Annotated in this window: 22 protein-coding genes; 10 read left to right on the top strand and 12 right to left on the bottom strand. The window is 49.3% G+C overall.

Features of this window, described 5'->3' with window-relative positions:
- Positions 1–8 precede the first annotated feature (8 nt).
- The 6 genes from SPB21_RS16915 to tmk all read right to left on the bottom strand — a co-directional run bounded on the left by SPB21_RS16915 (position 9) and on the right by tmk (position 6,053).
- The gene (locus tag SPB21_RS16915) at positions 9–797 is read right to left on the bottom strand and encodes an ATP-binding cassette domain-containing protein (RefSeq protein WP_499061672.1); all 789 of its coding nucleotides are present in this window, start codon (positions 795–797) and stop codon (positions 9–11) included.
- A gap of 35 nt (positions 798–832) precedes the next feature.
- Positions 833–2,002 carry an ABC transporter permease DevC gene (gene devC / locus SPB21_RS16910; RefSeq protein WP_163702628.1) on the bottom strand — a complete coding sequence of 390 codons (1,170 nt, stop codon included), beginning with the start codon at positions 2,000–2,002 and terminating at the stop codon, positions 833–835.
- 11 nt (positions 2,003–2,013) lie between these two features.
- Positions 2,014–3,159, bottom strand: coding sequence for an ABC transporter permease DevC (gene devC / locus SPB21_RS16905; RefSeq protein WP_163668017.1), 1,146 nt, complete (start codon positions 3,157–3,159; stop codon positions 2,014–2,016).
- A 2-nt stretch (positions 3,160–3,161) separates the two neighbouring features.
- A complete protein-coding gene (locus tag SPB21_RS16900) occupies positions 3,162–4,340 on the bottom strand; it encodes an HlyD family secretion protein (RefSeq protein WP_499867217.1) in 1,179 nt (392 codons plus the stop codon).
- A gap of 77 nt (positions 4,341–4,417) precedes the next feature.
- Entirely contained in the window at positions 4,418–5,401 is a 984-nt protein-coding gene (locus SPB21_RS16895) for a DNA polymerase III subunit delta' (protein ID WP_499867216.1), read from the bottom strand.
- Positions 5,391–6,053 (bottom strand): dTMP kinase, encoded by a 663-nt coding sequence (tmk, locus tag SPB21_RS16890; protein ID WP_163668021.1) that lies wholly within the window; start codon positions 6,051–6,053, stop codon positions 5,391–5,393. The genes SPB21_RS16895 and tmk overlap by 11 nt, the downstream gene beginning before the upstream one ends.
- 255 nt (positions 6,054–6,308) lie before the next feature.
- Here tmk and SPB21_RS16885 point away from each other — a divergent pair, with 255 nt between their 5' ends.
- A complete protein-coding gene (locus SPB21_RS16885) occupies positions 6,309–6,644 on the top strand; it encodes a hypothetical protein (RefSeq protein ID WP_006515553.1) in 336 nt (111 codons plus the stop codon).
- Positions 6,645–6,750: 106 nt separating this feature from the next.
- On the opposite strand, the gene SPB21_RS16880 is transcribed toward SPB21_RS16885, so the two are convergent.
- Together SPB21_RS16880 and SPB21_RS16875 are read right to left on the bottom strand one after the other, a co-directional pair.
- Positions 6,751–7,188 (bottom strand): FHA domain-containing protein, encoded by a 438-nt coding sequence (locus SPB21_RS16880; RefSeq protein ID WP_006515552.1) that lies wholly within the window; start codon positions 7,186–7,188, stop codon positions 6,751–6,753.
- Positions 7,189–7,601: 413 nt separating this feature from the next.
- Complete coding sequence (locus tag SPB21_RS16875; RefSeq protein WP_163668023.1) at positions 7,602–8,612, bottom strand: phosphoribulokinase; 1,011 nt, start codon at positions 8,610–8,612, stop codon at positions 7,602–7,604.
- A gap of 509 nt (positions 8,613–9,121) precedes the next feature.
- On the opposite strand from SPB21_RS16875, the gene SPB21_RS16870 reads away from it, so the two are divergent.
- From SPB21_RS16870 to ftsH, 4 genes are all read left to right on the top strand, one after another.
- Positions 9,122–9,703: a photosystem I assembly protein Ycf4 gene (locus tag SPB21_RS16870; RefSeq protein WP_499061676.1), complete on the top strand. Its 582-nt coding sequence runs from the start codon at positions 9,122–9,124 to the stop codon at positions 9,701–9,703.
- A gap of 92 nt (positions 9,704–9,795) precedes the next feature.
- The gene (locus SPB21_RS16865; protein WP_163668027.1) at positions 9,796–10,539 is read left to right on the top strand and encodes a peptidylprolyl isomerase; all 744 of its coding nucleotides are present in this window, start codon (positions 9,796–9,798) and stop codon (positions 10,537–10,539) included.
- Positions 10,540–10,568: 29 nt separating this feature from the next.
- Entirely contained in the window at positions 10,569–11,684 is a 1,116-nt protein-coding gene (locus SPB21_RS16860; RefSeq protein ID WP_499867215.1) for a beta-ketoacyl-ACP synthase, read from the top strand.
- A gap of 128 nt (positions 11,685–11,812) precedes the next feature.
- On the top strand, positions 11,813–13,732 hold the full coding sequence (gene ftsH / locus SPB21_RS16855; protein WP_163702630.1) for an ATP-dependent zinc metalloprotease FtsH: 1,920 nt from the start codon (positions 11,813–11,815) through the stop codon (positions 13,730–13,732).
- 132 nt (positions 13,733–13,864) lie between these two features.
- Here ftsH and SPB21_RS16850 read toward each other — a convergent pair whose 3' ends face one another.
- Together SPB21_RS16850 and SPB21_RS16845 are read right to left on the bottom strand one after the other, a co-directional pair.
- Positions 13,865–14,155: a hypothetical protein gene (locus tag SPB21_RS16850; RefSeq protein ID WP_163668033.1), complete on the bottom strand. Its 291-nt coding sequence runs from the start codon at positions 14,153–14,155 to the stop codon at positions 13,865–13,867.
- A 224-nt stretch (positions 14,156–14,379) separates the two neighbouring features.
- Positions 14,380–15,069, bottom strand: a complete 690-nt coding sequence (locus tag SPB21_RS16845) for a M23 family metallopeptidase (protein ID WP_163668035.1) — start codon at positions 15,067–15,069, stop codon at positions 14,380–14,382.
- 356 nt (positions 15,070–15,425) lie between these two features.
- On the opposite strand from SPB21_RS16845, the gene SPB21_RS16840 reads away from it, so the two are divergent.
- From SPB21_RS16840 to mnmH, 3 genes are all read left to right on the top strand, one after another.
- Positions 15,426–15,833: a tetratricopeptide repeat protein gene (locus SPB21_RS16840; protein WP_163668038.1), complete on the top strand. Its 408-nt coding sequence runs from the start codon at positions 15,426–15,428 to the stop codon at positions 15,831–15,833.
- Between the two features lie 116 nt (positions 15,834–15,949).
- Positions 15,950–18,187, top strand: a complete 2,238-nt coding sequence (gene selD / locus SPB21_RS16835) for a selenide, water dikinase SelD (protein WP_499867214.1) — start codon at positions 15,950–15,952, stop codon at positions 18,185–18,187.
- 40 nt (positions 18,188–18,227) lie between these two features.
- Positions 18,228–19,259 (top strand): tRNA 2-selenouridine(34) synthase MnmH, encoded by a 1,032-nt coding sequence (gene mnmH, locus SPB21_RS16830; RefSeq protein ID WP_499867212.1) that lies wholly within the window; start codon positions 18,228–18,230, stop codon positions 19,257–19,259.
- Between the two features lie 311 nt (positions 19,260–19,570).
- Here mnmH and SPB21_RS16825 read toward each other — a convergent pair whose 3' ends face one another.
- Positions 19,571–21,232: a B12-binding domain-containing radical SAM protein gene (locus SPB21_RS16825; protein ID WP_499867211.1), complete on the bottom strand. Its 1,662-nt coding sequence runs from the start codon at positions 21,230–21,232 to the stop codon at positions 19,571–19,573.
- Positions 21,233–21,479: 247 nt separating this feature from the next.
- Between SPB21_RS16825 and SPB21_RS16820 the strand changes: the two genes are divergently transcribed.
- On the top strand, positions 21,480–22,511 hold the full coding sequence (locus tag SPB21_RS16820; RefSeq protein ID WP_163668044.1) for a tetratricopeptide repeat protein: 1,032 nt from the start codon (positions 21,480–21,482) through the stop codon (positions 22,509–22,511).
- Positions 22,512–22,622: 111 nt separating this feature from the next.
- On the opposite strand, the gene SPB21_RS16815 is transcribed toward SPB21_RS16820, so the two are convergent.
- Positions 22,623–23,639: a type I glyceraldehyde-3-phosphate dehydrogenase gene (locus SPB21_RS16815; RefSeq protein ID WP_163668046.1), complete on the bottom strand. Its 1,017-nt coding sequence runs from the start codon at positions 23,637–23,639 to the stop codon at positions 22,623–22,625.
- Positions 23,640–24,048: 409 nt separating this feature from the next.
- Here SPB21_RS16815 and murC point away from each other — a divergent pair, with 409 nt between their 5' ends.
- On the top strand, positions 24,049–25,500 hold the full coding sequence (gene murC / locus SPB21_RS16810; RefSeq protein WP_163668048.1) for a UDP-N-acetylmuramate--L-alanine ligase: 1,452 nt from the start codon (positions 24,049–24,051) through the stop codon (positions 25,498–25,500).
- The last annotated feature ends 33 nt before the right edge of the window (positions 25,501–25,533 follow it).

The following is a 25,533-nucleotide window of genomic DNA, read 5'->3' as shown; positions in this document are numbered from 1 at the left end:
TTTACCACTTACATGATGAACATGTCGGCGCTGACTTCTGTCATGGCACCTTTTGTCTTGCTTTGGACAAAGGCATTGGGAGTGGTATCTGATTCCAAACGACCGTCCACCAGGTTAATAATCCGATCGGCTACGTCTAAAATACGGTTGTCATGGGTAACCATCAGCACGGTGCAACCCTCTTGTCGCGATAGGGTGTGGAGATAGTTGACCACGTCCCGACCAGACTTTTTATCTAAGGCCGCTGTGGGTTCATCAGCCAAAATTAGCTTTGGATGGTTGACTAGGGCTCGGGCAATTGCCACCCGTTGTTTTTGTCCCCCAGACAGCGAATGGGGTTTATAATCGACTCGATCAGCGAGTCCCAGTGCACTGAGCATGGCTACGGCCTGCTCTCGCTTTGAAACAAAGTCTCCTGTCAGTTCCACGGCCATTTCTACATTTTGGCTGGCGGTCAGAGACTCAAATAAATTGTGAGCTTGAAAGATAAAGCCGATATTGCGTCGGACACTGACCATGGCGCGTTCGCTCATGCCAACGAGTTCTTGGTCCAGTATGCGCAGACTGCCGTCCTGTAAATGTCGCAAAGCCCCCGCCAGGGTGAGCAGTGTTGTCTTACCGGAACCTGATGGGCCGGTCAGGATAACAATCTGACCCTTGGGTAGCTCCAGGGAAATGTCGAACAGCACCTGCTTGCTCAGGTCGCCGATACCAAAGTAATAGTTAAGATGCTGAATATGGACGGCTAGGTCGTCCTGTGGAGGGTCAAACGTAGATTGTTGCTGAGTTTTGAACATGCTATTAACCTAATTCAACGCCACTATAAAAGTTGCTAAAACACGTCTGCTGGGTCGGTGGTTTGGACTTTGCGGACTGCGATCGCCCCCGACACTAAACACATAATGAATGTGGCCACTAGCAAATTCAGGACGCGTTCGGGGGTCATTTGAAAAAATAGACCAGTGGCATTACCTGCTGCCTGATAGAGCAGCTGACTGACCAGAACCCCTGGAATAAATCCCAATACAGATAAGATCAAGGCTTCTTGCATCACGACCCCCAGTAGATAGCCATTTTTGTAGCCCATGGCCTTGAGCGTGGCATATTCAGCCCAGTGGTCTGCCACATCGGTGTAGAGAATCTGGTAGACCAGGATAATGCCGACAAAAAAGCCCATGCTGGTCAGCAGCGAAAACACAAAGCCAATATTGGTGTTTTCTTGCCAATATTTACGTTCGCGAATGACAAAACCGTTCTCCCCATCGCGAGCCATGACCAACACATCATTGGGTAGATTGTCCTGCAGCGTTTTCACGATGCGATCGACATTGGTTCCTGGTTCAAGTTTGACGACACCTATATCCACCGTGGCAAAGCTACGCTTATCCTCCTCGGGACCTCGGTCAGCAAAGTAGCGCAGAAAGTTTTGGTCGCTCATGATCAGGTTGCCATTGCCTGAGGCAAAGTCAGTGCCCATGGTAAAGGTGCCGACCAAACGAATGCGTCGATCGGCCAATTCACTCACTACTCCAGCTTCCACTGGCCCTACCTCTGCCCGTGATTGGGTATCCATGAGCGCGGTTTCTGGAAGCTTCAAAACCTGGCGATGGGCCTTGATTTCAGGAATATTGAGGACTGGTTCATCGGGGTTGATGGCAATGACCCTGACACCACGCGACGTACGATTGTCTGGATTTTTCCAGTTCACTTCACTGACGTATATGGCGAAGGCGTCCTGGACACCTTCGAAGGCACGGGCCTGGTACAGCCGCCTGCGGGCAAAGGCCCGAGGCACAAACATGTTGGTACGCAATCGATTGACGATTATTACCTCACCGTTAAACCGATTGAGTAGCTGTAGCTGACTGTCGTATAGGGCATTCATAAACCCGTTGAACATAAACATCAGCAGCACAGCAAAGCCTACACCCGCTAACGACGTGGCAAAGCGTCTGCGGTCGTGGGTCAGGTTGAGCCAGGCTAGGGGAATGCGTTTGATCATGGCTTTCCCCTCTAAAAGATTTCTGCTGGGTCAGCTTTCACCGCTTTGCGTACGGAAATCAAACCCGATAGGCAGCACATGACTAATGTTAGGATCAGCACAAAGATGACTCGACCACCGTTCATGGCGACGGGTAACGTGCCAGCGGTGGCGGTGGCGGTGAGATGGTAGAGCCCGAGAGCCGCTGCTAGCCCCGGAATATAGCCCAATAATGCTAATAAAATCGCTTCTTGAAGCACGATTTTGAATAAGTACTGGGAGCGATACCCCATGGCTTTCATGGTGGCGTACTCAGGCAGGTGATCGCGAATGTCAGTGAACAAGATCTGATAGACAATCACGGCCCCCACTACAAATGAAACCATCACACCCATGCTGAAAATAAAGCCAATGGATGTGGCTTCTAGCCAGTAGGTGGAGTCATGCTCGATGATGCCTGCCTTGGTGTACACATCCACATCGGCGGGTAGGACTGAGCGCATGGTTTCTGCCACTTTTTCTGCCGAGACCCCTGGCTGGAGTTGGACGAGGCCCACATTGACCAGACTCAACGGTCGTGGTTCTAGATACCTGATAAAATTCTGATCGCTCATGATCAGGGTGCCATCGGCAGCAAATCCACCTCCTAGAAAATAGGTGCCGCCGATGGTGGCGCGACGACGATCCGCTTCAGTGGTGGTGCCAATGTCTTGGGGGCCAAACTCGGGGCGTGAGAATCTGTCCATAAATACGGTGTCGGGTTGACTGAGGATGCGGCGGGCCTCTTCACCCTGTAATTCAGGCATCAGAAATACGGGGTCATTGGGATTGACGCCATAGACAAAGATGGCGCGGCTGACACCGGTTTCTGGGTTACGCCACAGTAGATATTCGCTGTAGAGGGGCATGACGCGCTCCACACCATCCACGCCAGCGACCTGGTACAGTCGCTCCCGTGGAAAGGCGGTAGAAGTGCTAATTTCCAGTGTTTCTGGCGAAATTAAGAAGAGCTCGGCATTGAACTGTTCATAGAAATTGGTGGCAGTGGAGATCAGGGCTCCCATGAACCCAAGGTTCATAAAAATTAGAATGACGGCGAAAGCCACACCTGCGATCGCAACCACTAACCTGGTACGCTCGTGCATTAAGTTGGCCCAAGCCACCGACACCCTGGCCATCGCTAGTTCTCCTCAGCTTGGATGTCGATCAGCACATCCACCTGAAGATTAGTCAGCATGGCGACGGCATCATCTTGATCGACTGCAATGCGCACCTCCACAATGCGGGCATCGGCATTGGCAGCCGGGTCATCGTCCAACACATCATTTTTAAAGATTTGCAGACCGATCGTTTCTACGGTGCCGGTCAGTTCTCCTGCAAAGGCTCCGTTACGGCTAGTAATCATCGCCTTTTGTCCCGCTTTCACCAGGCCGACATCCGTTTCATAGACCTCGGCGACTACATACATTTCCTCCGTATCGCCCATGGAAAGCAGCCGATTGTTAGACACAGTCTCCCCTGGGCGCACATAGATATCGAGAATTTGACCCGCAGCTGGTGCTTTGATCACGGTGCGATTAAGTCTCGCTTCGGCCAGGGCTAAATTCTGCTGAGCCGCTTCTACGCCAGTTTCTACGGAGGCCAGTTGTAAATCTGCCTCTGCCATGGAAACTTGGGCAGCCGCATTGTCTAAGGCGGTATTTCGAGCTAGTTCTAGCTGGGTTTTGGTGGCCACAGCATTGGCAATGTCGCTGGTGAGTTCGTCGACCTCGGTTTGCTGACGGTCCAAATCTTGACGGGTAATGGCCCCTTGGCTAAACAATTCCTTAAACCGAGCCAGATCGGTTTCCGCCAGAGCCAGGCGAGCTTCTAAGCTGCGAATCTGAGCTGCCTGGGCCTCAATCGCCTGAATCTGCGGCTGATCAATTTGCCCCGCTTTGGTGTTAGCTTCGGTAATCCGGGCCGCGCCTAGACTGCGCTCCGCCGCTAAGGTTTGCTGAGCTTCCGCCAGCTGACTGGCGGCATAGTCCCGCTCAGCTTTACGGATTTCGTACATATCTAGCTCAGCTAAGACTTGGCCAGACTTTACCTGCACGCCTTCTTGCACCAGTAATTTAGCGAGCACTCCAGTCTCAGCGGCGGCCACATCAATCACTTCGCTTTTGGGTTCAATCCGCCCCAGGGCAGCGACATCTACTCGTTCGGGGGGGGGGTTAGCAGCTTCTTCCAGGGCTGCCTGTCGTGCCTGCCGTGCAGACCGTAGGGCTAGTAAGGATGCAGTGGCAATGAATAAAAGTAATGCAACCCCAATCCAGACGCTGGTTTTTCTCAGGGGACGTTGCGCAGACTGTGGAACCATATGGATCATTAAGTTCTTTCTCTATGGTGCTGGGGGTTAGAGAAAATTGGCTGAATTGTACTGTTTAGTTTAATTCTTCAATGAATCAAGTTCATTAACGTCACTTCCCATACCAAACGCGGTTGCACATATCTGAGCAGCTGCTTGCGTGCTAATTCCAGGTGTTCCATGCCTTGGGCATGGCCTTGCCGCCAGCGGCTTTGTTGGAGATAGTCCAGTAACCAAAGCTGGGATTCTGGTGCGAGGATTTGTACGATTTGGCGGGCGAGTTCTAGGGCGCTACGGACGTTGCTAATGGGTTGGCTGACCTGTTGTATTAGCTCTGGTGGAATGGACTGTAGCTGTTGCCAACTTGCGATCGCACTACCCGGACATCCTTGGGCCAGGGAGAGTACTTCAGGGGAGTCCAAAATCTCCTGGTGACCCACCTTAGTCAATACTTGAGCCATGTCAGCTGGGCTCAATCGCCGAAATGGAATGGTCTGACAACGTGAAATTAATGTGGGTAGCAGTGCCTGTTGGTCGGGGGCAATTAAGATAACTGACGCCTGCCCCGGCTCTTCCAGGGTTTTTAATAGACCGTTGGCGGCTGCTTCTGCAATTAGCTCGGCTGCTTCAATCACCACTATGGCTCTGGAGGCTTCTAAGGGTGGACGACTTAAAAACCGAGCAATGTCTCGAATCTGGTCAAGACGAACCTGGGGACGACCCCGTCGTTTAATACCAGCTGCTTGGGCTTCAGCGACGGTCAATAGCTTGTTTTGGTGCAAATAAGTGGGCTCAACCCACAATAAATCAGGATGATTGCGAGACTGAATACGACGTTGAAGGTTATTTGGGGCGGTGTGTTGATCGCCAAGCAGCATAGTGGCAAAGGCTTTGGCAGCTAGGCTACGCCCAATGCCATCGGGGCCTATAAATAAATAACCAGGGGCAATCCGTTGGCGAATGACGGCCTGAACCAGTAGGTCAACGGCCTGGGACTGCCCAACAATGTCAGCAAAGTGCTGCATCAACTGCTGTGTTTGCCCTATCGAGGCTGAGGACAATTTAGAAGGCATACCACTGCTGTAAATACTTGGAGACGATGGCTTGAATTTGCTCAGCCACTGCTTCTGGGTTGAGGCTAGCATCCACGGTAACGAACTCATCCCCTTCGGCTTGGATGCTGAAACCCTTATGGACCCTACGATGAAACTCAACTCCGGCCTGTTCGATCCGATCGGCTTCGCCACGGTTGGCTATGCGTTTAAGCCCTTGCATGACGTCTAGCTTGAGCCATAGGGTAAGATCGCTGGTCAAACCACCAGTGGCAATGGCGTTAAGGTTGTTGATCAGATTTAGGTCTAGCTGTCTGCCATAGCCTTGGTAAGCAACCGTTGATGCGGTGTAGCGATCGCAAAGTACCAGATGTCCAGTTTCAAGGGCAGGAATCAAAATTCGTTCCACATGCTGTGTACGATCAGCCGCATACAGCAACAGCTCAGTCCGACTCGTTAGACTCTCAGCATTTTTTGACGACTGTAATAAAATCTGTCTGATTTCTTGGCCAATGCTGGTGCCCCCTGGTTGTCGAGTGACAATCACCCCCGTTGGATAGTCAGATGGACCACTGCTGAGAAGTGTGTGCTCTAACCACTGACGCAGATGCTGAATTTGCGTAGTTTTACCACTACCTTCAATTCCCTCAAAGACGATAAGTTTACCGCGCATCCTTTTCCTCAGCAGCAGAATATCATTACACTAACCCAACAGGGATGCTCTGGGAATTTAACCTACATTTATCCTGAAAAGCTTACTGTTTTCGAGAAGGGTAAAGGTAGATGCAGATTTATATCTAGATCTAGTGACATAGTATATCTGGACAAAAAATTGCAAGTTTGTGACTTATTGTTTAGTCTAAATTTACTGCTCCCTATCTTAAACACCCTTAGATTCTGAAATTGTGCAATAGCTCCAGAATTTTCTATGGCCCGGTATACCAACATTTTTGTAAGCGTCCTACCCGCAAATAACTTGCGTGAATCCCTACCAGATGTACTACAGTCCTGTGGTCTTCATTTGGTCTATCAGGATGGAGACTACATGATGGCTAAAGAACGCCCTGGTCTGGTTTCCTTCAGCAAGCTAGCTACGGTTGAGGTCTTGATCGGTTCTACCGATGAAACTGAGCTAGTCACCCAACATAGTGCTGCAACTGTGAATCTGGTAGTGAAGAATGAAGAGCTGCCGTTACAGGTCAATAACCATTGTCACAAGGTTTTTCAGCAGGTTAATCAGGCTCTCGAAAGCAAAGCAGGTTAACCCGCTTATCAACAAGCCAGTAATAATTAATACACAGGGGCCTGCAAAACTTCTATAGACCCCTTTTGAGTTTTGCGCAATGGGATACGGTCAGAAAGCACTTAAACTACCCGTTTAATTCACTTTCCTCTTCTTCGTCAATCATGTTGGGGCTGATCAACGTGATATCGAATTCGTCGGGGGGAACAGTTGATGTGGTATCCCGTTTCAACTGATAGTAAATGGCCCGTGCTTGTGGCCCAAAGACAATCTCGTCTTCATTTTTTAGATCATGGGCCTGTAGCTTACGCCCGTTAATGAGCATGCCATTGGCACTAGGCTTACCTTTCAGGTTTCCATCTACAATCCGATAGTAGTAGGTCTCGTCGTCCCTAGGAAGCTGCACTAGTGTGGCGTGGTGCCGAGAAACAAACTGTGAAGCTAAGCGAATATCACATTTTGCATCGCGACCAACAGAATAGACGGAGCTATCTAGGACAATCTCCCGTCGACCTTGACTATCTTCGACTATAAGAATACTGCTGAGATGAGAACCTGAAGCCATGCTAACCGTGAAATGATAAATCTTCGAGAAAAAATCAGGCCGTCAATAATTTCTTTACTATATTATTCCGCCAGTATTTGGGGCCTTCAGGATTCTCCCATGCTCTTCAGCTTGATTCGATGGGGACACCATGTCTGTAGATGAATTCCGCTGTCTTCATAAGAGGTTGAATTAACCCAATAACAGCAAGATGTTACTGCTCATCAAATATTCATGAAGGCACAGCAGCCAATATAGCATTCCCGGCGGAATACTGGAATATGACAGTCCTTATCCTGTAGTCATTCAGTATCCCGTCTTAGAAAAATCCTGCCCATATCCAGAAAAATGCCATTTTGCTGAACCAGCAAAATGGCATCGAACTGATAGTACTTTGACTGATTAAGCAAGTGTCTTCAGCTTAAATAAGCGTCTTAAGCGACGACGGCGGCACTAACACCAGCTCGCGTATTCGTTAGACGTTCGTAAGTAGCGCGCATTTTCAATCCAACCAGCACTTGGAAGAGGCCGGTACCGTTGTTAGAGCCAGGATATTCCCGATGCTTTAACAACAGCTCAGTCATTTCACCGTAGCTACGGGTGGAGATATTACTGAGGTGCTCTTCAACATAGATTAGCTCCTCCAGCTTCTCAAACTGGCCATCAATTTCTAGAACTGACACCTCATTGCCCATATAGGTATCAGGACCATAGGTCATACGGATACCAGGATAGGAGCAAGTTAGTTTTCGACCACAGGGCACCCAGTTAATGGTAGAACCTTCATCAAATAGGTAGGCGGGCTCAAAGCCTTCAATGCCTTCCTTCTGAATCATTTGTACCCGTAAAATCTTGCGCTCTTTGTCCTCCTTAATCAGGTTAGTGGGTAGAACCTGTAGAACGACATCGGCATATTGCTTCTGAACGTCGATATAGGCTTCAAAGTCAGGTTTACGAGCTTGAATAGAGGCTAGAACATCCTCATAGGTGTGGCCCCGCTCAGCCATATCACGCTGGATTTTCCAGGCAATTTTTACTTCGTCGCTAATGTCAAGATAAACGCTGAAATCTAGCAGATCACGAACTCGCCCATCGTAAAGGGGGTGCAGACCTTCAATAACGACCACATGATTTGGATCAATACGTTCAGGCGGATCAATGAAACCAGTTTCGTGGTTGTAAATTGGCTTATCGATAGATTGTCCTGACTTAAGAGCCTTAATTTGCTCGTACATCAGATCGAAATTGTTCGCTTTTGGGTTGAGGGCCGTCACCCCAGCTTGCTTGCGTTGCTGACGATCCAGACTATGGTAGTCATCCAAACAGATGACGGTCATAAATTCTTCACCGAACAGATCGCTGAGGCGTTTCAAAAATGTAGACTTTCCACATCCTGAATCACCGGCAACACCGATTAAAACCACGCGGTCGGGCTGACTGGTCATGGAATCCTCTTCTGAAAATAGTTGACAAATTGATCTAAAACCAATCAACGAGTCTATGAACCCTGACTCATTTGGGTATCACTAGTGGGTTGTAAACGTTGCAAAAGTTAAGGTTGATCCTATCAGAATCTGTATTCTTTTGGAAGGCTGAAGTAGGGGCTGTGCTTATGAAATCGCTAAGTTAATTAAAAAGGTTGTTTGCCTGAAATAATAGATGACCTGATAGGGACTCCGTTAGCTCAAAAACAGCAAATCTGTAGTGGTTTTATCTCATTTGCTCAGTCATCATTTATTGAGAGTGCTGTTAACAGTTACTCCGTACCAGTCAGATAATGGTTCCTGATGATTTTGGGTGTGGGATTTATACCGTTTGTTAACCTTAGACTTTAAACTGACTATAGGCTTAATCATTGCCTGGTTAATAGTTTTCTAGTTTAAAGCGATGCTTTGGCAATGCTGACTATTCAGTCAGTCTGCCAACCTCATTTCAATACTCTTTCTAAATCAACATGGCTGTTTCTAAAGCAACTGTTTCTGACACAACCAATAAGGATAGTGTCCTGCGTCGTGAAATTTTAGGAGCTCGTCGTTGGAGCAACTATTGGTGGGCCGTGGTAACGACCATTGGGGGAACGGGATTTTTGCTGGCAGGCATTTCTAGCTACATGGGGATTAACCTTTTGCCTTTTGCAGATCCCACACAGCTTATCTTTATCCCACAAGGGTTGGTGATGTGTTTCTATGGCACAGCGGCTTTGCTGCTATCGCTTTACCTTTGGTTAATCTGTGCTTGGAATGTTGGAGGTGGCTATAACCTCTTTGATAAGAAGAGCGAGGAAGTGCAGATTTTTCGCTGGGGTTTTCCGGGTAAAAACCGCAAGATTGACTTCAAATATCCTTTGGCGTCTGTCACGGCGATTCGTGTTGATATTCGAGAAGGATTAAGTCCTAAGCGTGCGCTTTATCTGAAGGTTAAAGGTAAAGGAGATATTCCATTGACCCGTGTTGGTCAACCGATGTCGCTGGCATCTGTGGAAAATCAGGGTGCTGAGTTGGCTCGCTTTCTGCAGGTTCCCCTAGAAGGTCTGTAATAAATAGTGCCGAATGTCCAGGAGGCTCCCTATTGAAAAGGGTGTTTCCCTGTGACAAGATATGGTGCCCTTAGTGAACAAAGGAATTAATCATGGTTTTCGGTTTCCGGATGCAATGGGCCATTGGTTTGGTAGTGGCTTTGTTTATGGTGGGCTGTACGGCTGGGGCCACTGACCCATCTGAGTCGAGCACCACTTCGCTAGCTGAACCCGCTGAGTCAACGGAGTTGGCTGTGACTCCTTCTATACCTGAGGGTCTGGCTCGTCTAGAGGGTAAGGCCACTGTTGAGTTGACGGTGAATGGGGAGCGAATTCTGGTGGAGGTTGATGGTACTCAAGCTCCAATTACAGCTGGTAACTTTGTTGACTTAGTTGAACGCGGTGTTTATGACGGCACTGTCTTCCATCGAGTAGTGCGTGAGCCTCAACCGTTTGTGGTGCAGGGGGGAGATCCACAGAGCAAGGATCCTACTGTGCCTGTGCAGCAACTTGGTACGGGTGGTTTTGTTGATCCTGATACCCAGGAAAAACGCCTGATTCCTTTGGAGATAACCCCTGCGGGCTCAGAGCAACCTATCTATGGTCAAACCCTTGAAAATTCTCAGCCTGCTTTGCAGCATACCCACGGTGCAGTGGCTATGGCACGCTCACAATTTCCTGATTCGGCCTCTTCCCAGTTTTACTTTGCACTGGCAGATTTGCCTTTCTTAGACGGTAGCTATGCTGTCTTTGGGTATGTCACTGAAGGTCTGGATACTGTGGATGCTATTCAACAGGGAGATGTGGTTGAATCGGCCACGGTGCTTGAGGGCTTGGACAACTTGGTGACTGAATAGTGTAGGGAGCGTTTTGGTAAGTTTGCTTGATGGTTGATGTCGATATTACCGGCATTGGTTTATGGACAGCCTTGGGGAAAACAACCAAGACAACCTGGGCCAACTTACTAGCGGGTAAAAGTGCGATCGCACTACGCCAGCCTTTTCCCTCATTGCCTGTCATGCCCGTGGGCATGGCAGGCAAATTGCCTTCTGACCCAGAAGATATTGCGATTACCGCTGTCAAAGCCGCCATGGCGGATGCCGGTCTCCCATCATCGTCACTGGTGGATTGTGGGGTGGTGGTGGGTTCTAGCCGTAGTTATTTAAACCGTTGGGAGGCCATGGCACGGGGTGATATGGCAATGCATCATTGGCTCGCTGCATTGCCCTGCGGTTTGTCGCATCAGATCGCTCAAGCAGTGGGTAGTCAAGGGCCTGTGCTGGCTCCGATGGCGGCCTGCGCCACAGGTTTGTGGGCTCTGTTCCAGGGCTATATGTTGCTCCAGGCAGGGCAATGTGAGCGAGTGGTGGTGGTGGCTGTGGATGCGCCGATTACGCCCTTAACGCTGGCGGGGTTTCGACGGATGGGGGCGATGGCGAAGGATGGCTGCTATCCTTTTGATTGCGATCGCAGTGGATTAGTCCTGGGAGAAGGCGCAGCGGCTGTAGTTTTAGAAATTAGGGGGACAAGCACACGCCCATCTAATTACTACGGCCAAATATTGGGTTTTGGCCTGAGTAATGACGCGTACCACATTAGTTCTTCCCGTCCAGATGGAACGTTATCTGTGGCCCACCAATGTTTACAGCGTAGTGGTTTACATCCAGATGACATTGACTATATCCATACCCATGGCACGGGTACTCGTCTCAATGATGCCAACGAGGCATACATGATTCAGCAGCTGTTTCCTGAGGCTGCCGTCAGTTCCACCAAAGGAGCCACGGGCCATACCCTGGGTGCCGCTGGGTTGATGGGCGTTGTGTTTAGTGTGTTAAGCCTGCAACAGCAGTGTTTACCCCCCTGTGTTGGTCTCAGTAAGCCTGAGTTTGATCTGAATTTTGTGCGAGTTGCTTCCCCTGACGCTAAAACCGTGAAGCATGTGTTGTGTAGTAGTTTTGGGTTTGGTGGGCAGAATGGCATTGTTGCGATCGCCCGATAAATTCCTATCGGTTCAGGGATGTCTATCATCGCCCCCTGGTTAGCAGATTAGAACGCTAAACTGAGGATATTGATTTGACAAAGACCCACTGGCTTACTAGCTGTATTTTTAGTTCTACGTTCTCTTCTATGAATAAGCCCACCCCCCCCTCGTCCCATAAATCTGCCCTTAGCCGTCGGGCTGCTCGGACTTTGGCCACTGGATGGTTTGTGTTGCAAACTCTGATTGCAGCCCCCATGGTGGCAACTCAGCCAGTCCTTGCCCAGGCAGAAGGGGATGAAGAAACTAAAATTACCTATGGCCAGCTGTTAGAGAAACTGGAGCAGGGTGATGTGCAGCGGGTTGAGCTGGACAACCTGCGGGGTGTAGCCAATGTGCGCATTAAAGGCGATGACGATAATGCGCCGCTACATGAGGTGACCCTGTTTGCCAATGATGTTTACAACCAACCTTTGCTACAAAAGCTGCGCGGCAGCAGTGATGTTGAATATGAAGTTCTAGAACGCTCGGATAATAGTGCGCTGACGGGATTAGCCGTGAATGCCTTGTTAGCCCTGATTGTGGTGTTTGCGCTGTTAATGATCCTGCGGCGGTCTGCTAATTCGGCTAGCGGTGCCATGAATTTTGGCCGCTCCCGTGCCCGGTTTCAAATGGAAGCTAAGACCGGGGTCATGTTTGATGATGTGGCCGGGATTGAGGAAGCGAAGGAAGAGCTACAGGAAGTGGTGGTCTTCCTCAAAAATCCTGAGAAGTTTACGGCCATTGGAGCCCGTATTCCAAAAGGTGTGTTGCTGGTGGGCCAGCCTGGCACCGGTAAAACCCTCCTAGCTAAAGCAATTGCTGGTGAGGCCGGTGTGCCGTTCTTTAGTATCTCAGGCTCTGAATTTGTGGAAATGTTTGTGGGGGTGGGGGCTTCCCGTGTCCGTGACCTGTTTAAGAAAGCCAAGGAAAACTCCCCTTGCATTGTCTTTATTGATGAAATCGATGCCGTTGGTCGTCAGCGTGGAGCCGGTATTGGTGGCGGTAATGATGAACGTGAACAAACCCTAAACCAGCTACTGACGGAGATGGATGGTTTTGAAGGTAACAGCGGCATCATTGTGATTGCTGCCACAAATCGTCCCGATGTTCTGGATGCTGCATTGTTGCGTCCCGGTCGATTTGATCGTCAAATTACCGTTGATTTGCCTGGCTATAAAGGGCGTTTGGGCATTTTGGATGTGCATGCGCGGGACAAGAAGATTGCGGATGATGTCAACCTGGATGCGATCGCACGTCGCACCCCTGGTTTTTCCGGTGCTCAGTTGGCTAATTTGCTGAATGAAGCCGCTATTCTGACAGCCCGCCGTCGCAAAGATGCCGTCACCATGGCAGAAATTGATGACGCCATCGACCGACTGACCATTGGACTCACCCTGACACCGCTACTCGATAGTAAAAAGAAGCGGTTGATAGCCTATCATGAAGTCGGGCATGCGTTGGTCAGCACCATGCTGAAGCATTCCGATCCCCTAGCAAAGGTGACAATCATTCCTCGATCTGGCGGTGTGGGTGGTTTTGCCAGCTATCTGCCCAAGGAAGATCGGGTGGATGATGGCTTGATTTCCTATGCGGAATTGATTGACCGCATCACTATGGCCCTCGGAGGGCGTGCGGCTGAAGAGATTGTTTTTGGATCTGATGAGGTAACCCAGGGGGCTGCTAACGATATTCAGCAGGTGACCAATATCGCCCGTCAGATGATTACGCGTTTCGGTATGTCAGAGCTGGGGTCATTTGCCATGGAATCTCCCAGCAGTGCCGTATTCTTGGGGCGTAGCGACCTGATGCAGCGCTCGGAATACTCAGAGGAAATGGCTGCCAAAATTGACCAACGTGTGCGGGAAATTGCCATGACGGCGTACATTAAAGCGCGCTCAATGCTGAAGACCAATCGCTCACTACTCGATCGCTTAGTCGATCGGTTGGTTGAAAAAGAGACGATCGATGGTGAAGAGTTTCGCGGCATTGTGAGTGAATACGTAGACCTGCCGACCCCTCATCAATGAGCGAGGGAATAAAGGCGAGGCTGTAGTCCTATCAGCGTCTCAAATTCGCCCTAAAATGTACCCTTGTAGGAGCCAAGGGTACGTTAACTAAACCTAACTGCGGTCTCAAGTCTTGAGTAACAGCGCGGAGGTCTATTCGAGTGGTGCGCCGTCCAGCAATTCAATCCGACCGGAGGTGCGTAGACACTCTAAGCGCCAGCGCTGACCGGATACTCTACCGGGAAGAAAACCTGAGATGGTGAGATGATTTTCACCGCGGTCAGTTTTAACTTTGACCAGCAAGTCATCTTTACTCTGACTGACGATGAGTGCCTCGATTTCGAACTCACCTTCACGATTCCAAGGCAGTTCATATTGTGAATTGGGCTCTTGAGAACGAAGAACAGCGCGAGTGTTTTCAGCTTCAGACATTGGAGCAGTCATAGTTTAAGTGGGTGGTTGTCGAACAGGGGTACAGCTGTAATGTACCCAGCCACTCGCAATGATGGCCTTAGCTAGACGATAGCATCTCGGCTGGTTGATAGATTGTGCTACAGATCATAAAGACTCAAGAGTGCAAATCATGAAGCCCGGTGAGAGTCGGAACTTGTAGAGAACGTTAACCGTCTGTTCGGTGCTTGTAGCCGCCCATGACAATGCATTCAAGCCTATCGAATGGCCTGCTGATCGTCATACATTGCTCGTAAAACCATCGCTGGATCTACCCAGCTATTTTCAAACTTTAAGCCCCAGTGTAAGTGAGGGCCGGTGGTGCGTCCTGTCATACCGACACGACCAATGGGCTGGCCAGTGCCGATATTGGCCCCTTCTCGAATACGAATATTGCCATCGGGATCCACCATAACCCGTCTCCCTTCTTCATAGGAGACATAGCCTTGCATATGGCAATAAATGTGCAGCCACTCTCCTGATTCAATGACCACGGAGGTGCCGCAGGCGCTATCGTCTGAGATTTCCACCACATGGCCTTCCCACCAGTTGCGGATATAGCTGCCCAGCGGAGCAGCAATGTCTAACCCATAGTGGAATTGTTCGCCTCCATAGGGGGATTGGCGATAACCAAAGGGAGAGGTGTAGGCTTGAAAATTCTCCACTGGAAATGAAGCAAAACTCCAAGGATTTGAAGCTCTGGCGAGTTCTACTTCGGCAGCCTTGGCGGTTTTGCGTTGGGCCGGCAAGACCAGACCGATGATCATCCATAAAGACAGAACCCCCAAAAGTAAAACCCTGGTGTAAGCAGTACGTCGGCGTCGGGATTGCATGAGTTTTTTAAAGCGACCCATAAGAGTTTGGGTAAACCCCTTGAGAGGAATGGATTTAAAAGAACTCGATTTCATATATCCCGAAAACGCAGAACGATTGGTTTTGAAAGACTGGCCTTTACAATGTTTTCCTAGGTCAATGGGTAAATCAGTTTAGGGCGGAACTGAATTAGCCTAGGGCAGCCTCAATATTACGGAGCTTTAATTACGGAGATTTAATAAAGTGCGTCTATGACTGAAAGTCATTGATCGAACGCATTAGTTTGCCCAACTGCTGCTCATAGTATTGCCCGCTAATGTACATCAATTTCTTGAAATTGCATACATTTGTTTTTCTGATTAGTGTCAAGGATGTTTTTAGGTGGTTGTAATAAAACATATGGGTTGGCCTATGCAGTCTTGAGAGTGAATTGGAGAGGGGGATGGGATCGATGGATGAGCAATTACAAACTCCGGTGGATTGGTATCAAAAAGGTGTTTTCTTGGATGAGCAGGGGCAATCCCAAAACGCGATCGCATGCTACACCGAGGCCATTGACCTCCAGGCTGATTATTACGAAGCCTGGGTGCGACGTGGTCTGGCCCTGATGTTGCTGGAAGAGTTTCGGCCTGCGATCGCAAATTTTAATCAGGCGGTGGCGCTAAAAATGGATCTGGATTTAGCCTGGTATCTCAAGGCCTACTGCCATGCCCAGATGCAGGCGGATGATTTTGCCCTGTTGGCCTTACAAAAGGCCTTTGCCCTCAATCCTACGCAGTGGATTGCCATGGCGAATAAGGAGCCTGCATTTGATGGGCTGCGGGGTGATCCACGCTTTCAGGAATTAGGGGGTAATTAGCGCTGCTGTCGCTGAAGTCTGGCACCAGCTCTTCAGGAAAAATTCACGCGTCACCCTATTTTTTCTGCTATCTATAGTGGGCGCGGTGCGCAGTTTTTATTGGCTCCCTGACGGCTATGCAGGCGACAACTTCAATTCATACGGATTTATTTTTTGTGGGGGGAGGGCACACCCACGCGATTGTGCTACGCAAAATTGGCATGAAAGGTCTACCGGCGGGGGTGCGGCTGACGCTGATTACCAACCTGGTGGATACTCCCTATTCTGGGATGCTGCCTTGCCATATTTCAGGGCTCTATGACTTTGACCAGTCCCATATTGATTTGCGGCCGCTGACTCGGTTTGCCAATTGCCGATTGATTATGGATGAGGTGGTTGATGTTGATGTGAATCAACAGCTGATTCACTGTCGCCATCATCCGCCGATGCGCTATGACGCTCTGTCCATCGATATTGGTAGTACACCGGGGACAGTGTCGGTGCCGGGGGCGAAAGAATATGCAATTCCGGCCAAACCTGTGCCCAACTTGTTACGAGCCTGGCATCACTATTTGGAAGGATTAGATCAGGCGCAGTCGGCCACCATTGGCATTGTCGGTGGTGGTGTCGGTGGAGTGGAGCTAGCCCTCAACATGCAGGTGCGGCTACAGCAGGTTATGGGTGAAGCGGCAAATATCCATGTGTTTCATCGAGGGGCGCGATTAGCAACGGGGCGTAACCGGACGACGCAACGCCAGCTGGCTAAGATTTTTCGAGATCGCAATATCCATACCCATTTATCAGAATCGGTTTGTGCATTGGAGCCAGCGACAGCGGGGGCTGTCCAGGTGCACTGTGAGTCGGGGTTAAAGGTGAGTTGCGATCGCGTGTTTTGGGTTACCAGTGCCAGTGCCGCACCCTGGCTGGCTCGTACGGGGCTATCAACGGATAAAGATGGGTTTATTTTGGTCCAAGATACGCTGCAAACCTTGTCCCACTCCAATATATTTGCTGTGGGGGATGTGGCTACCATGGCGAACCATCGCCGTCCTAAGGCTGGGGTATTTGCTGTGCGACAAGGCCCCCCCCTATATAACAATCTGCAGCGTTATTTCTCTGGAAAATCCCTCAAGCCCTTTAAGCCCCAGCGTCAGTTTCTCAACATAATTGACTTGGGCATGGGGGGTGCGATCGCATCTCGCGGTCGCTGGTCCGCTGAATCTATATGGTTTCGGCGCTGGAAACATCAGATTGACGGCAAATTTATGGCGCTGTTTGATCAGTTCCCCCCCATGGTAAGCGGTAGCCAGATGACACCGGAGAGTGCAACCATGACGCCCCACTGTGCCGGATGCGGCTCCAAGGTCAGTAGTTCAGTGCTGAGTCGGGCCTTAAACCGCGCCAGGGCAGAATTTCCAGAGATGGAGCACTGGTCGAACCCCGTCAAGGTCGGTTTAGATGCACCGGATGATGCTGCCGTAGTTGCCATGCCCGCTGACAAGCTAGCCGTGCAAACGGTGGATCAGTTTCGAGCCATTGTGGATGATCCCTACACGTTTGCGCAGATCTGTGTGAACCACTGTTTAAGCGATCTCTTTGCCATGGGGGCAACGCCCCAAACGGTTTTAGCGCTGGCTACATTGCCCTACGGAACAGATACTCTCCAAACGGAGACCCTTTATCAGTTGATGGCAGGGACCTACCAGGCATTGGCCCCTGCCCAGACCTGGCTCGTGGGCGGGCACACCACCGAAGGTCCAGAGCTATCCCTAGGTTTTGCCTGTAACGGTTGGGTTGCTGCCGATCAGATTTTGACCAAACAAAACTTGCGACCTGGTTTAGGCTTAATTTTGACTAAGCCCCTGGGGACGGGGGTATTATTTGCGGCAGATATGCAGCGGGCGGCTAAAGGGCGGTGGATCGAAGCTGCTGTGGCCACTATGGTGCAGTCAAATCAGATGGCTGCCAAGTGTTTCCAAAAACATGGTGTAGTGGCCTGTACGGATGTGACCGGATTTGGTTTATTGGGCCATCTCCATGAAATGTTGCAGCCTGAGGTAGCGATAGATTTGAATCTGGATGCTTTGCCTGTATTGCCCGGCGCTCACACCTGTTTTGAGGCGGGCTATCTTAGCTCTCTTCAAAAACGTAATCAGCAAATTGAACGGCACTTACATAATCCTCACCCCCATCACTCCCATTACCCACTCTTGTTTGATCCTCAAACGTCTGGAGGACTCGTGGCAGCCATTCCCCAGAACCGTGTCAGTGATTGCTTGAGTGCTTTAAAGACTCAGGGATATAGCCATAGTTGTCACATTGGCAATGTTGTCCCTGCTGTGGAGGGACAAGCGCCTTTTACAATCAGAGGGTGAAATCCTGAGGGGTTTCATTTGTTTTTTCAGTAACCATGTGGTGACCCAACTTCTCCCGATTTCTGACTTTTGGCAGGCCCCCGGTCCGATTTTAGATGTGCGTAGTCCTGGGGAGTATGCCCAGGGGCATCTGCCTGAAGCCTTGAGCTTTCCTCTGTTTTCGGATGAAGAACGGGCTCAGGTGGGCACTTGCTACAAACAGCAGGGACAAGAGACTGCCGTTGAATTGGGGTTGGAGTTAGTGGCTCCTAAAATGGTGGGTTTAGTTAAACAGGCTAAGGCTTTGGCTCCGGAGCGTCAGGTCAGGGTGCACTGCTGGCGTGGTGGGATGCGCAGTGGGTCTGTTGGCTGGCTTTTAGAGACCAGTGGTTTAGAGGTCAAGTTGTTGAAAGGGGGCTACAAGGCTTTTCGCCACTGGGTGAGAACCACGTTAGCCACCCCTCGAACCCTGATTGTGGTGGGCGGTATGACTGGCACAGGCAAAACCGATATTCTCCATGCCCTTAGAAAGTTAGGAGAACAGGTTTTAGACCTAGAAGGTTTAGCCAATCATCGTGGCAGCAGCTATGGAGCCCTGATGTTGCCCCCCCAGCCCAGTACTGAGCAGTTTGAAAATCTGATTGCTGAGCAATGGGCAACCTTTAACCCTCAGCGCCCTGTTTGGGTTGAGGCGGAAAGTCGCCGTGTGGGTACCTGCCGAGTACCTGAGGAAATTGTGGACCAGATGGAAGCGGCTCCCACCCTGGAGGTGGTTCGCTCCGAGTCAGAACGGTTGGCAATTTTGGTGGATGTTTATGGTCAAGCAAACCCAGATGAGTTAACAGCCGCTACTGAGCGTCTCCGCAAGCGTTTGGGGGGACTACGTACCCAGGAGGCCGTTCAGCACATTAAGAAGGGGGAACTGGCAGCTGCGGCTGCAATTATCTTGACTTATTATGATCGTACTTACCGTCATGACTTGGTGCGTCGCGGTCAAGAAATTCCCAAAATTGATATTGCTGAGATGTCAGTTTTGCAGGCGGCCCAGCATTTACTGGGCCAGGTGAATCATTGGGGGTGGTATAACAGTTGACTTCTGTGGAGAGGTGAGTGAGCGTATAGTTTCTATGCTTATCGACTGTTGGCTTTCTGTGTCTATGCTCTGAAATATCTGATAAGTATCTGATTTGATTATGAGCTACTTGTACTACCTATTGCCCGCTAGTGTCACTTTCTTAATTGCGTCATATGCATTTTTTAAGGATACCGATGCTTCCAAAGCAAGTGTACTTAACTGGTCTTTTGTCATCATTTCAGGGGTACTTTGGCCAATTACGTTGCCGTTTATTGTTTGGAAAAAGATAGTGTCACGTTTTAGCGTAAACAGTGATGTTGCCTTTGAGTTCAAACGGATCCACATACGTTAGCTGCGGGCATAGAACGACACAACCTAGGTTCATCCATGTAAGACTCTGCTGTTTGTAGATGTTTGATCAGTGTGGGTTTAGGCAGAGGCCCTTCTAGGTGGTCCCAGGGTAAGGGCTGCTCTGTTGACCAATCTGTATAGACATAGAACTCTAGGGGGGGAAGTTGCCCTTTTAGTTCCTTAAATGCCCGACGGTAGCTGCCCAAGGAATCTCCGTAGTGGCGGGTGAGTTCTAATAGCTGGCCAATGCGTCGATCGCCTCTGGAAATCAGAGTTTGAATAACTGACCAGTTGTAACTTTCTGGTCTGAAATCAATGCCTTGCGATCGCAGCTTCTTCTGTAAAAACTTCAGCCGCTTTTCTGCTTTAGGGTTCACGCCGTACCACTGAAATGGGGTGTGGGACTTAGGGACAAACGTACTACAGCCCAGGGTGAGCCGCAGTCCCTTAGCCGCCTTCTTTAATTGCAGCATCATGTTGGCCGTATCCTCTAAATCGGTCTCCGTTTCACCGGGGATACCGGCCATACCGTAGAGTTTAACGCTGCTGAGACCGCCCGCTTTAGCATTGACGACGGCGCGTTCAATATCAGCGGTTTCAAGCTTTTTATTAATGGTTTCACGAACCCGTTCTGAACCACTTTCCACGGCAATGGTGATGGACTTGGTCCCGTGGTTAACCAGCGTATGGGCTAGTTTCTCATTGACGGTATTGGTGCGCACCGAAGCAATACTTAGCCGTACATCATCGTATTCGGGCCGATTAATATAGTCCAGTAGCTCTTCAAACCCTGGGTGCTGAGTTACCGAGGCCCCCAATAGCCCTAACCGTTTAGTGACTGCCAAGCCACGGTCAATGGCAGGAATGAGCGATTCATCCAGACTAGCTGTACGAAACGGCAGCGTTAGATAGCTGGCCAGGCAAAATCGACACATCTCGGGGCAGCTGCGCACCACCTCCACCATAAAAATATTTTCCCAGGCAGCCTTTTCTGTAACCACCGTTGAGGCTAGCAGCACATTGCCTCGATATGTTTGTTTTTTGACAACGGCGGGGACACCATCGGCGGGTTCTACTCGACTGATGGGTCCGGTGGGGGCGTCGTATATGGGCTGATAGAGGCTGGGTATGTAGATGCCAGGGACCTGGGCCAGAGCCTTCAACTGTTCCCATCGGCTGGCGTCCCGTACAGTTTGATAGGTGTCTATAAAAGTGGGAATCAGATCTTCACCATCGCCCAAAAGAACAATATCAAAGAAGTCGGCAAAGGGTTCAGGGTTAGCGGTGAGGACCGGACCGCCGCCAAAAATGAGGGGATGATCGGAGGTGCGATCGCTGCTACGAACAGGAATCTGCTGCTGCTCTAGCAAATTTAAGATATTGATATAGTCCAATTCCCAGGACACCGAAAACCCCATGAGCTCAGGCTTGGCAGGCAGACCACTGGCCAAGTCTGTAAACAGACGGCCCACGGCCAGATCGCTGCGCTGGGCCAACATGGCCCAAATTACCTGATACCCCAAACTCGTAATCCCAACGGAATATTCGTTGGGAAACGCGAAAATAACGGGAACTGCATCGGAGTGGGGGGCAGCGGGCTCAAAAAGTAGATGTTCGGCTGCAAATACGGACGCGGTCAAAATAATTGCCTATAGCGATGGGTGTCTCTTTCCATCATAGGGATTAACTGACGGCCCATATTATGGTCAGCTATTTAGCTGAACTAGAGACCGTGGCAATCAACTAGGGGTTAGTACGGTTATGGGGCTTTCAACGAGCACATTAGTATAGATGCGTACGTAGATTCATGCTCGCATTGCGCTGACTACCTGAGTTAACTACCTGAGCTGACTAACTGGGCTGACTAAGCTTCCTGGAGATTTGAGTATGCACAATAAGGATTCGCCAATAGTGATCTCCGGTAGTCAACTGCCTGCGGCGCAGAGTAGTGCAGATAAGATAGCTGATCACTATCTCAAGGAAGGATTGGCTTACCATCGTCAGGGTCGATACTCGTCTGCATTAGACACATTGCAAATTGCCTTGCATAGCCTGAATCCAACGGGTGATTGCCTCTTAGAAGGCAAAATTTATCATGCCATCGCGCTGACTCAGTATAGTCAAAAGCGTTATCTCTGGGCCTTAGACTCGGCTCGCAGAGCCCTTGATATTGCTAACGCCTCTAACTATGTTTATTTGCAAATGTCAGCTCTAGATCAAATTGGTAATAGCTATCGCCACCTGAATGATCTAGATAAAGCGCTCAATGCTCTGTGGCAAGGTTATGAGCTAGCTAAAGAACTGAATAACGATAAGGTGCTGAGCCGTTGCCTTAACAACTTGGGTTTAGCCTATAAAGCAAAAAGTCAGTATCCTCAGGCCATTGATTGTTATGAACAAAGCTTGCAATTAGCACAATCACATCAAGGTTCCAAAGATATAGCTCAAATCTTACGCAATATTGGCAACCTCTATCATCGTATCGGTGACTATGGCAAAACTGTTGAATACTACAGCAGACTTTTAGATATAGACAATCCTAGGTTGGATAAATCGGCAGCGATCAAAATTTTGCGTAACTTAGCGACTGCTTGCTACGCATTAGGCCGTTATCAATTGGCGGTTGGCTATCTGAAACAACGTCTCCAATTAGCCCGAGAATTAAGTGATTTAAGGGCTCAAGAACAAAGTTTAGACAGTTTAAGCATTAACTATGATGCTTTAGGTCAGACGGATGACGTTGTTCGCTATCAAGAACAACGTCTTCAGGTGTGTTTAGCACTGCAAAACTTGAATTTGCAACAGCAGGCACTCAACACCTTGAAAACGACCTGTTTAGCTTTAGGAGACTTTGATCGTATTCTTAAATACCAACATTTGTTCAATCGCTATAGGTCTCAAGTAGAGCAGACCGTATAACATTTAAGTCTTGAGACATGGGAACCACTATCCACTGGATGTGTTATTTGTAGACAAAGCCCGCTGCATACAAGATACAGCGGGCTTTGAATGCTTAGAAAGCTATGTGGGTTATGCTTGCCAATTAGCCGCAACAACCTCAGCTAGATCAACAACGCGTTGGCTATAGCCCCACTCATTGTCATACCAAGCAACAACCTTAACCATGTCACCATCCATAACTAACGTTAGGCTGGAGTCAACAATCGAAGATTCATCAGTCTTACGATAGTCGATGGAAACAAGAGGCTCTTCTGTATAGCCCAGAATTCCCTTCATAGAGCCACTAGCAGCAGCTTTCATGGCCTCGTTAACTTCTTCCTTGATTGTCTTCTTCTCAACCTGAACAACCAAGTCAACGACGGAAACGTTGGGTGTGGGGACGCGCATTGCAATACCGTTAAGCTTACCCTTCATATCAGGAATAACTAGAGCCACGGCCTTAGCAGCACCGGTGGATGTCGGCACAATGTTGATGGCAGCTGCACGGGCACGGCGCAAATCACGGTGGCTAGCATCTAAAATGCGCTGATCACCTGTATAGCTATGGGTAGTGGTCATTGTTCCTTTGATGATGCCAAAGGCGTCGTTAACGACCTTAACTACGGGAGCTAAGCAGTTAGTGGTGCAGCTAGCGTTGCTGATGATGGGATTCTTGCCGTGAACATACTGGTCAGCATTAACGCCAACCACATATGTATCAATGTTGCCACCTTTACCAGGAGCTGTAATCAGAACCTGCTTAGCTCCCGCCTCTAAGTGGCGGCGTGCGCCCTCTTCACTAACAAAAACGCCTGTGGATTCAATTACAAGATCAATATCCCAAGCGCCCCAAGGCAAATTGTTGGGGTTACGATCAGAACAGCATTTGATAGTCTTATTGCCGACGGTAATGGTGTCGTCGGTGAAGCTAACATCTGCATCCAAACGTCCCAACAAGGAGTCATACTTCAGCAAATGACAAGCTGTTTTAGGATCCGAGGTATTGTTGATTGCAACAATGTCAAATCCTGAATTTTCTCTGGTTAACCAACAGCGTAGGAAGTTGCGTCCAATGCGCCCAAAACCGTTGATAGCTACTCTAATCACTGCGCTTACCCTCTGTCGTACAACTGCGTCAAATTAGCGTTTGCGTTAGCAAAATCAATGATATCCCATTGTCTAAACAGCCCGGGCTCGTAGATATCACAGTCAAGCCTGCGCCAAATTCATGTAATAAAGGGATGCCCGGGCTTAACAAATGGATTATCGTTCTATATTGAAATTAAGTATAATTGCTCACGGTATTGGCTTACAAGTCAGTCTCAGGAATCTGCGTGAAGTTCTGACGAAGATCCAGCATATATCGCTTTCCTGGAATCAATGTTGAAGTTTTAAGGATTGGTACCTAGTAAATTGCGCGAAATGGCGAACCCTGGTAGTTGGGTGTGTAGCCATTCTATAGATTCCTGGTATTATACGCCTGAAATATCTGTGTGTGGTGTGTGAGGTAAGTTTTATGCCAATGGCAGTAGATTTTAATGGCAGACCATTACACTTTATTGGTGTTGGTGGCATTGGTATGTCAGCTTTGGCCTATGTATTGGCCGAAAGGCAGTTACCAGTGTCTGGGTCTGACTGCCATTTAACTCACATTACTCGGCGCTTGCAAGAGAAAGGTGTCCACATTTTTTGGAGTCAAGAAGCTGACAATATTGCTCAGGCAACCCAGACGCTAGCGGACGATACGCAGGTCTTGCCCCAAGTGGTTTGTTCTACGGCAATTAGTCCTAGTAACCCTGAATATAAGGCTGCTATGGATGCTGGCTGTCCTATGTTCCATCGCTCTGATATTTTGGCTGCCCTGATGAATGAAAGTCAGGGTATTGCGATCGCAGGCACCCATGGCAAAACCACCACTAGCAGCATGGTGGGGTATCTGCTGCTTAAGGCCGGCATCGATCCTTCTATCGTTATCGGAGGTGAGGTCGCGGCATGGCAGGGGAACGCCCATGTGGGGACCAGCGATTATATGGTGGCTGAAGCAGATGAGTCTGATGGCTCCCTAGTGAAACTGTCAGCTGAAATTGGTGTTATCACTAACATTGAACTAGATCATCCGGATCACTACAGCACTCTGGATGAGGTAGTAGGCATTTTCAAACACTTTGCACATCAGTGCGATGTGGTGATTGGTAGCGCTGATTGTGAGACGGTTATGAACCAGATTCAGCCTAACGTCACCTACAGTTTGCGGCCCGAGTCAGGGGCTGATTATATTGCCACAGATATTTGTGAAACATCGCAAGGGACAACGGCGGAGATTTGGGAAAGAGGCCAGCGTCTGGGGGAATTACACCTGGCGATTTTAGGGCGTCATAACTTAAGTAATGCTTTGGCGGCAATTGCTGTGGCTCGCCGATTAGGGGTAGAGTTTGATGTGATCTCCACCATCATGGCTACCTTTGAAGGTGCTAAGCGTCGCTTTGATCACCGTGGGTTTCACAACAACATATTGTTTATTGATGACTATGCCCACCATCCTAGTGAAATTAAGGTAACCCTGGCAGCGGCCAAAGTAAAAAGTACGGAGAGTCTAGAAGGTGTTAACCAACGCCTTGTAGTAGCTGTGTTTCAGCCCCATCGCTATAGCCGCATTACAACGCTACTGCAGGAGTTTTCAATGGCATTTGCCGAGGCAGACCAGGTGATTGTCACTGACATTTATAGTGCTGGAGAGAAAAATCCCTCGGGAATTACGGGCGAAGATGTCACTAGTGCCATTGGTGAACACCATACCCAGGTAAGTTACGCAGCTACTCTAGATGACGTGAAAGCAAAGTTGGCGGCGTTGTTGCAGCCGGGCGATCTGGTTATTTTTCTAACGGCAGGTAATCTAAACCAGGTAATTCCAGATGTGATGGACTATCAAGCCAAGCAATCTGAAAAAACCGCCCTGACAAGTGTTTAGGACACAGCCAGCAATCATGTTGTGCCAAGATGA

Source organism: Leptothoe sp. ISB3NOV94-8A (assembly GCF_043421595.1).
GTDB lineage: Bacteria > Cyanobacteriota > Cyanobacteriia > Phormidesmidales > Phormidesmidaceae > Leptothoe > Leptothoe turfae.
Note: the sequence above shows the minus strand (reverse complement) of the source record. Positions and strands in the feature narration are given on the sequence as shown.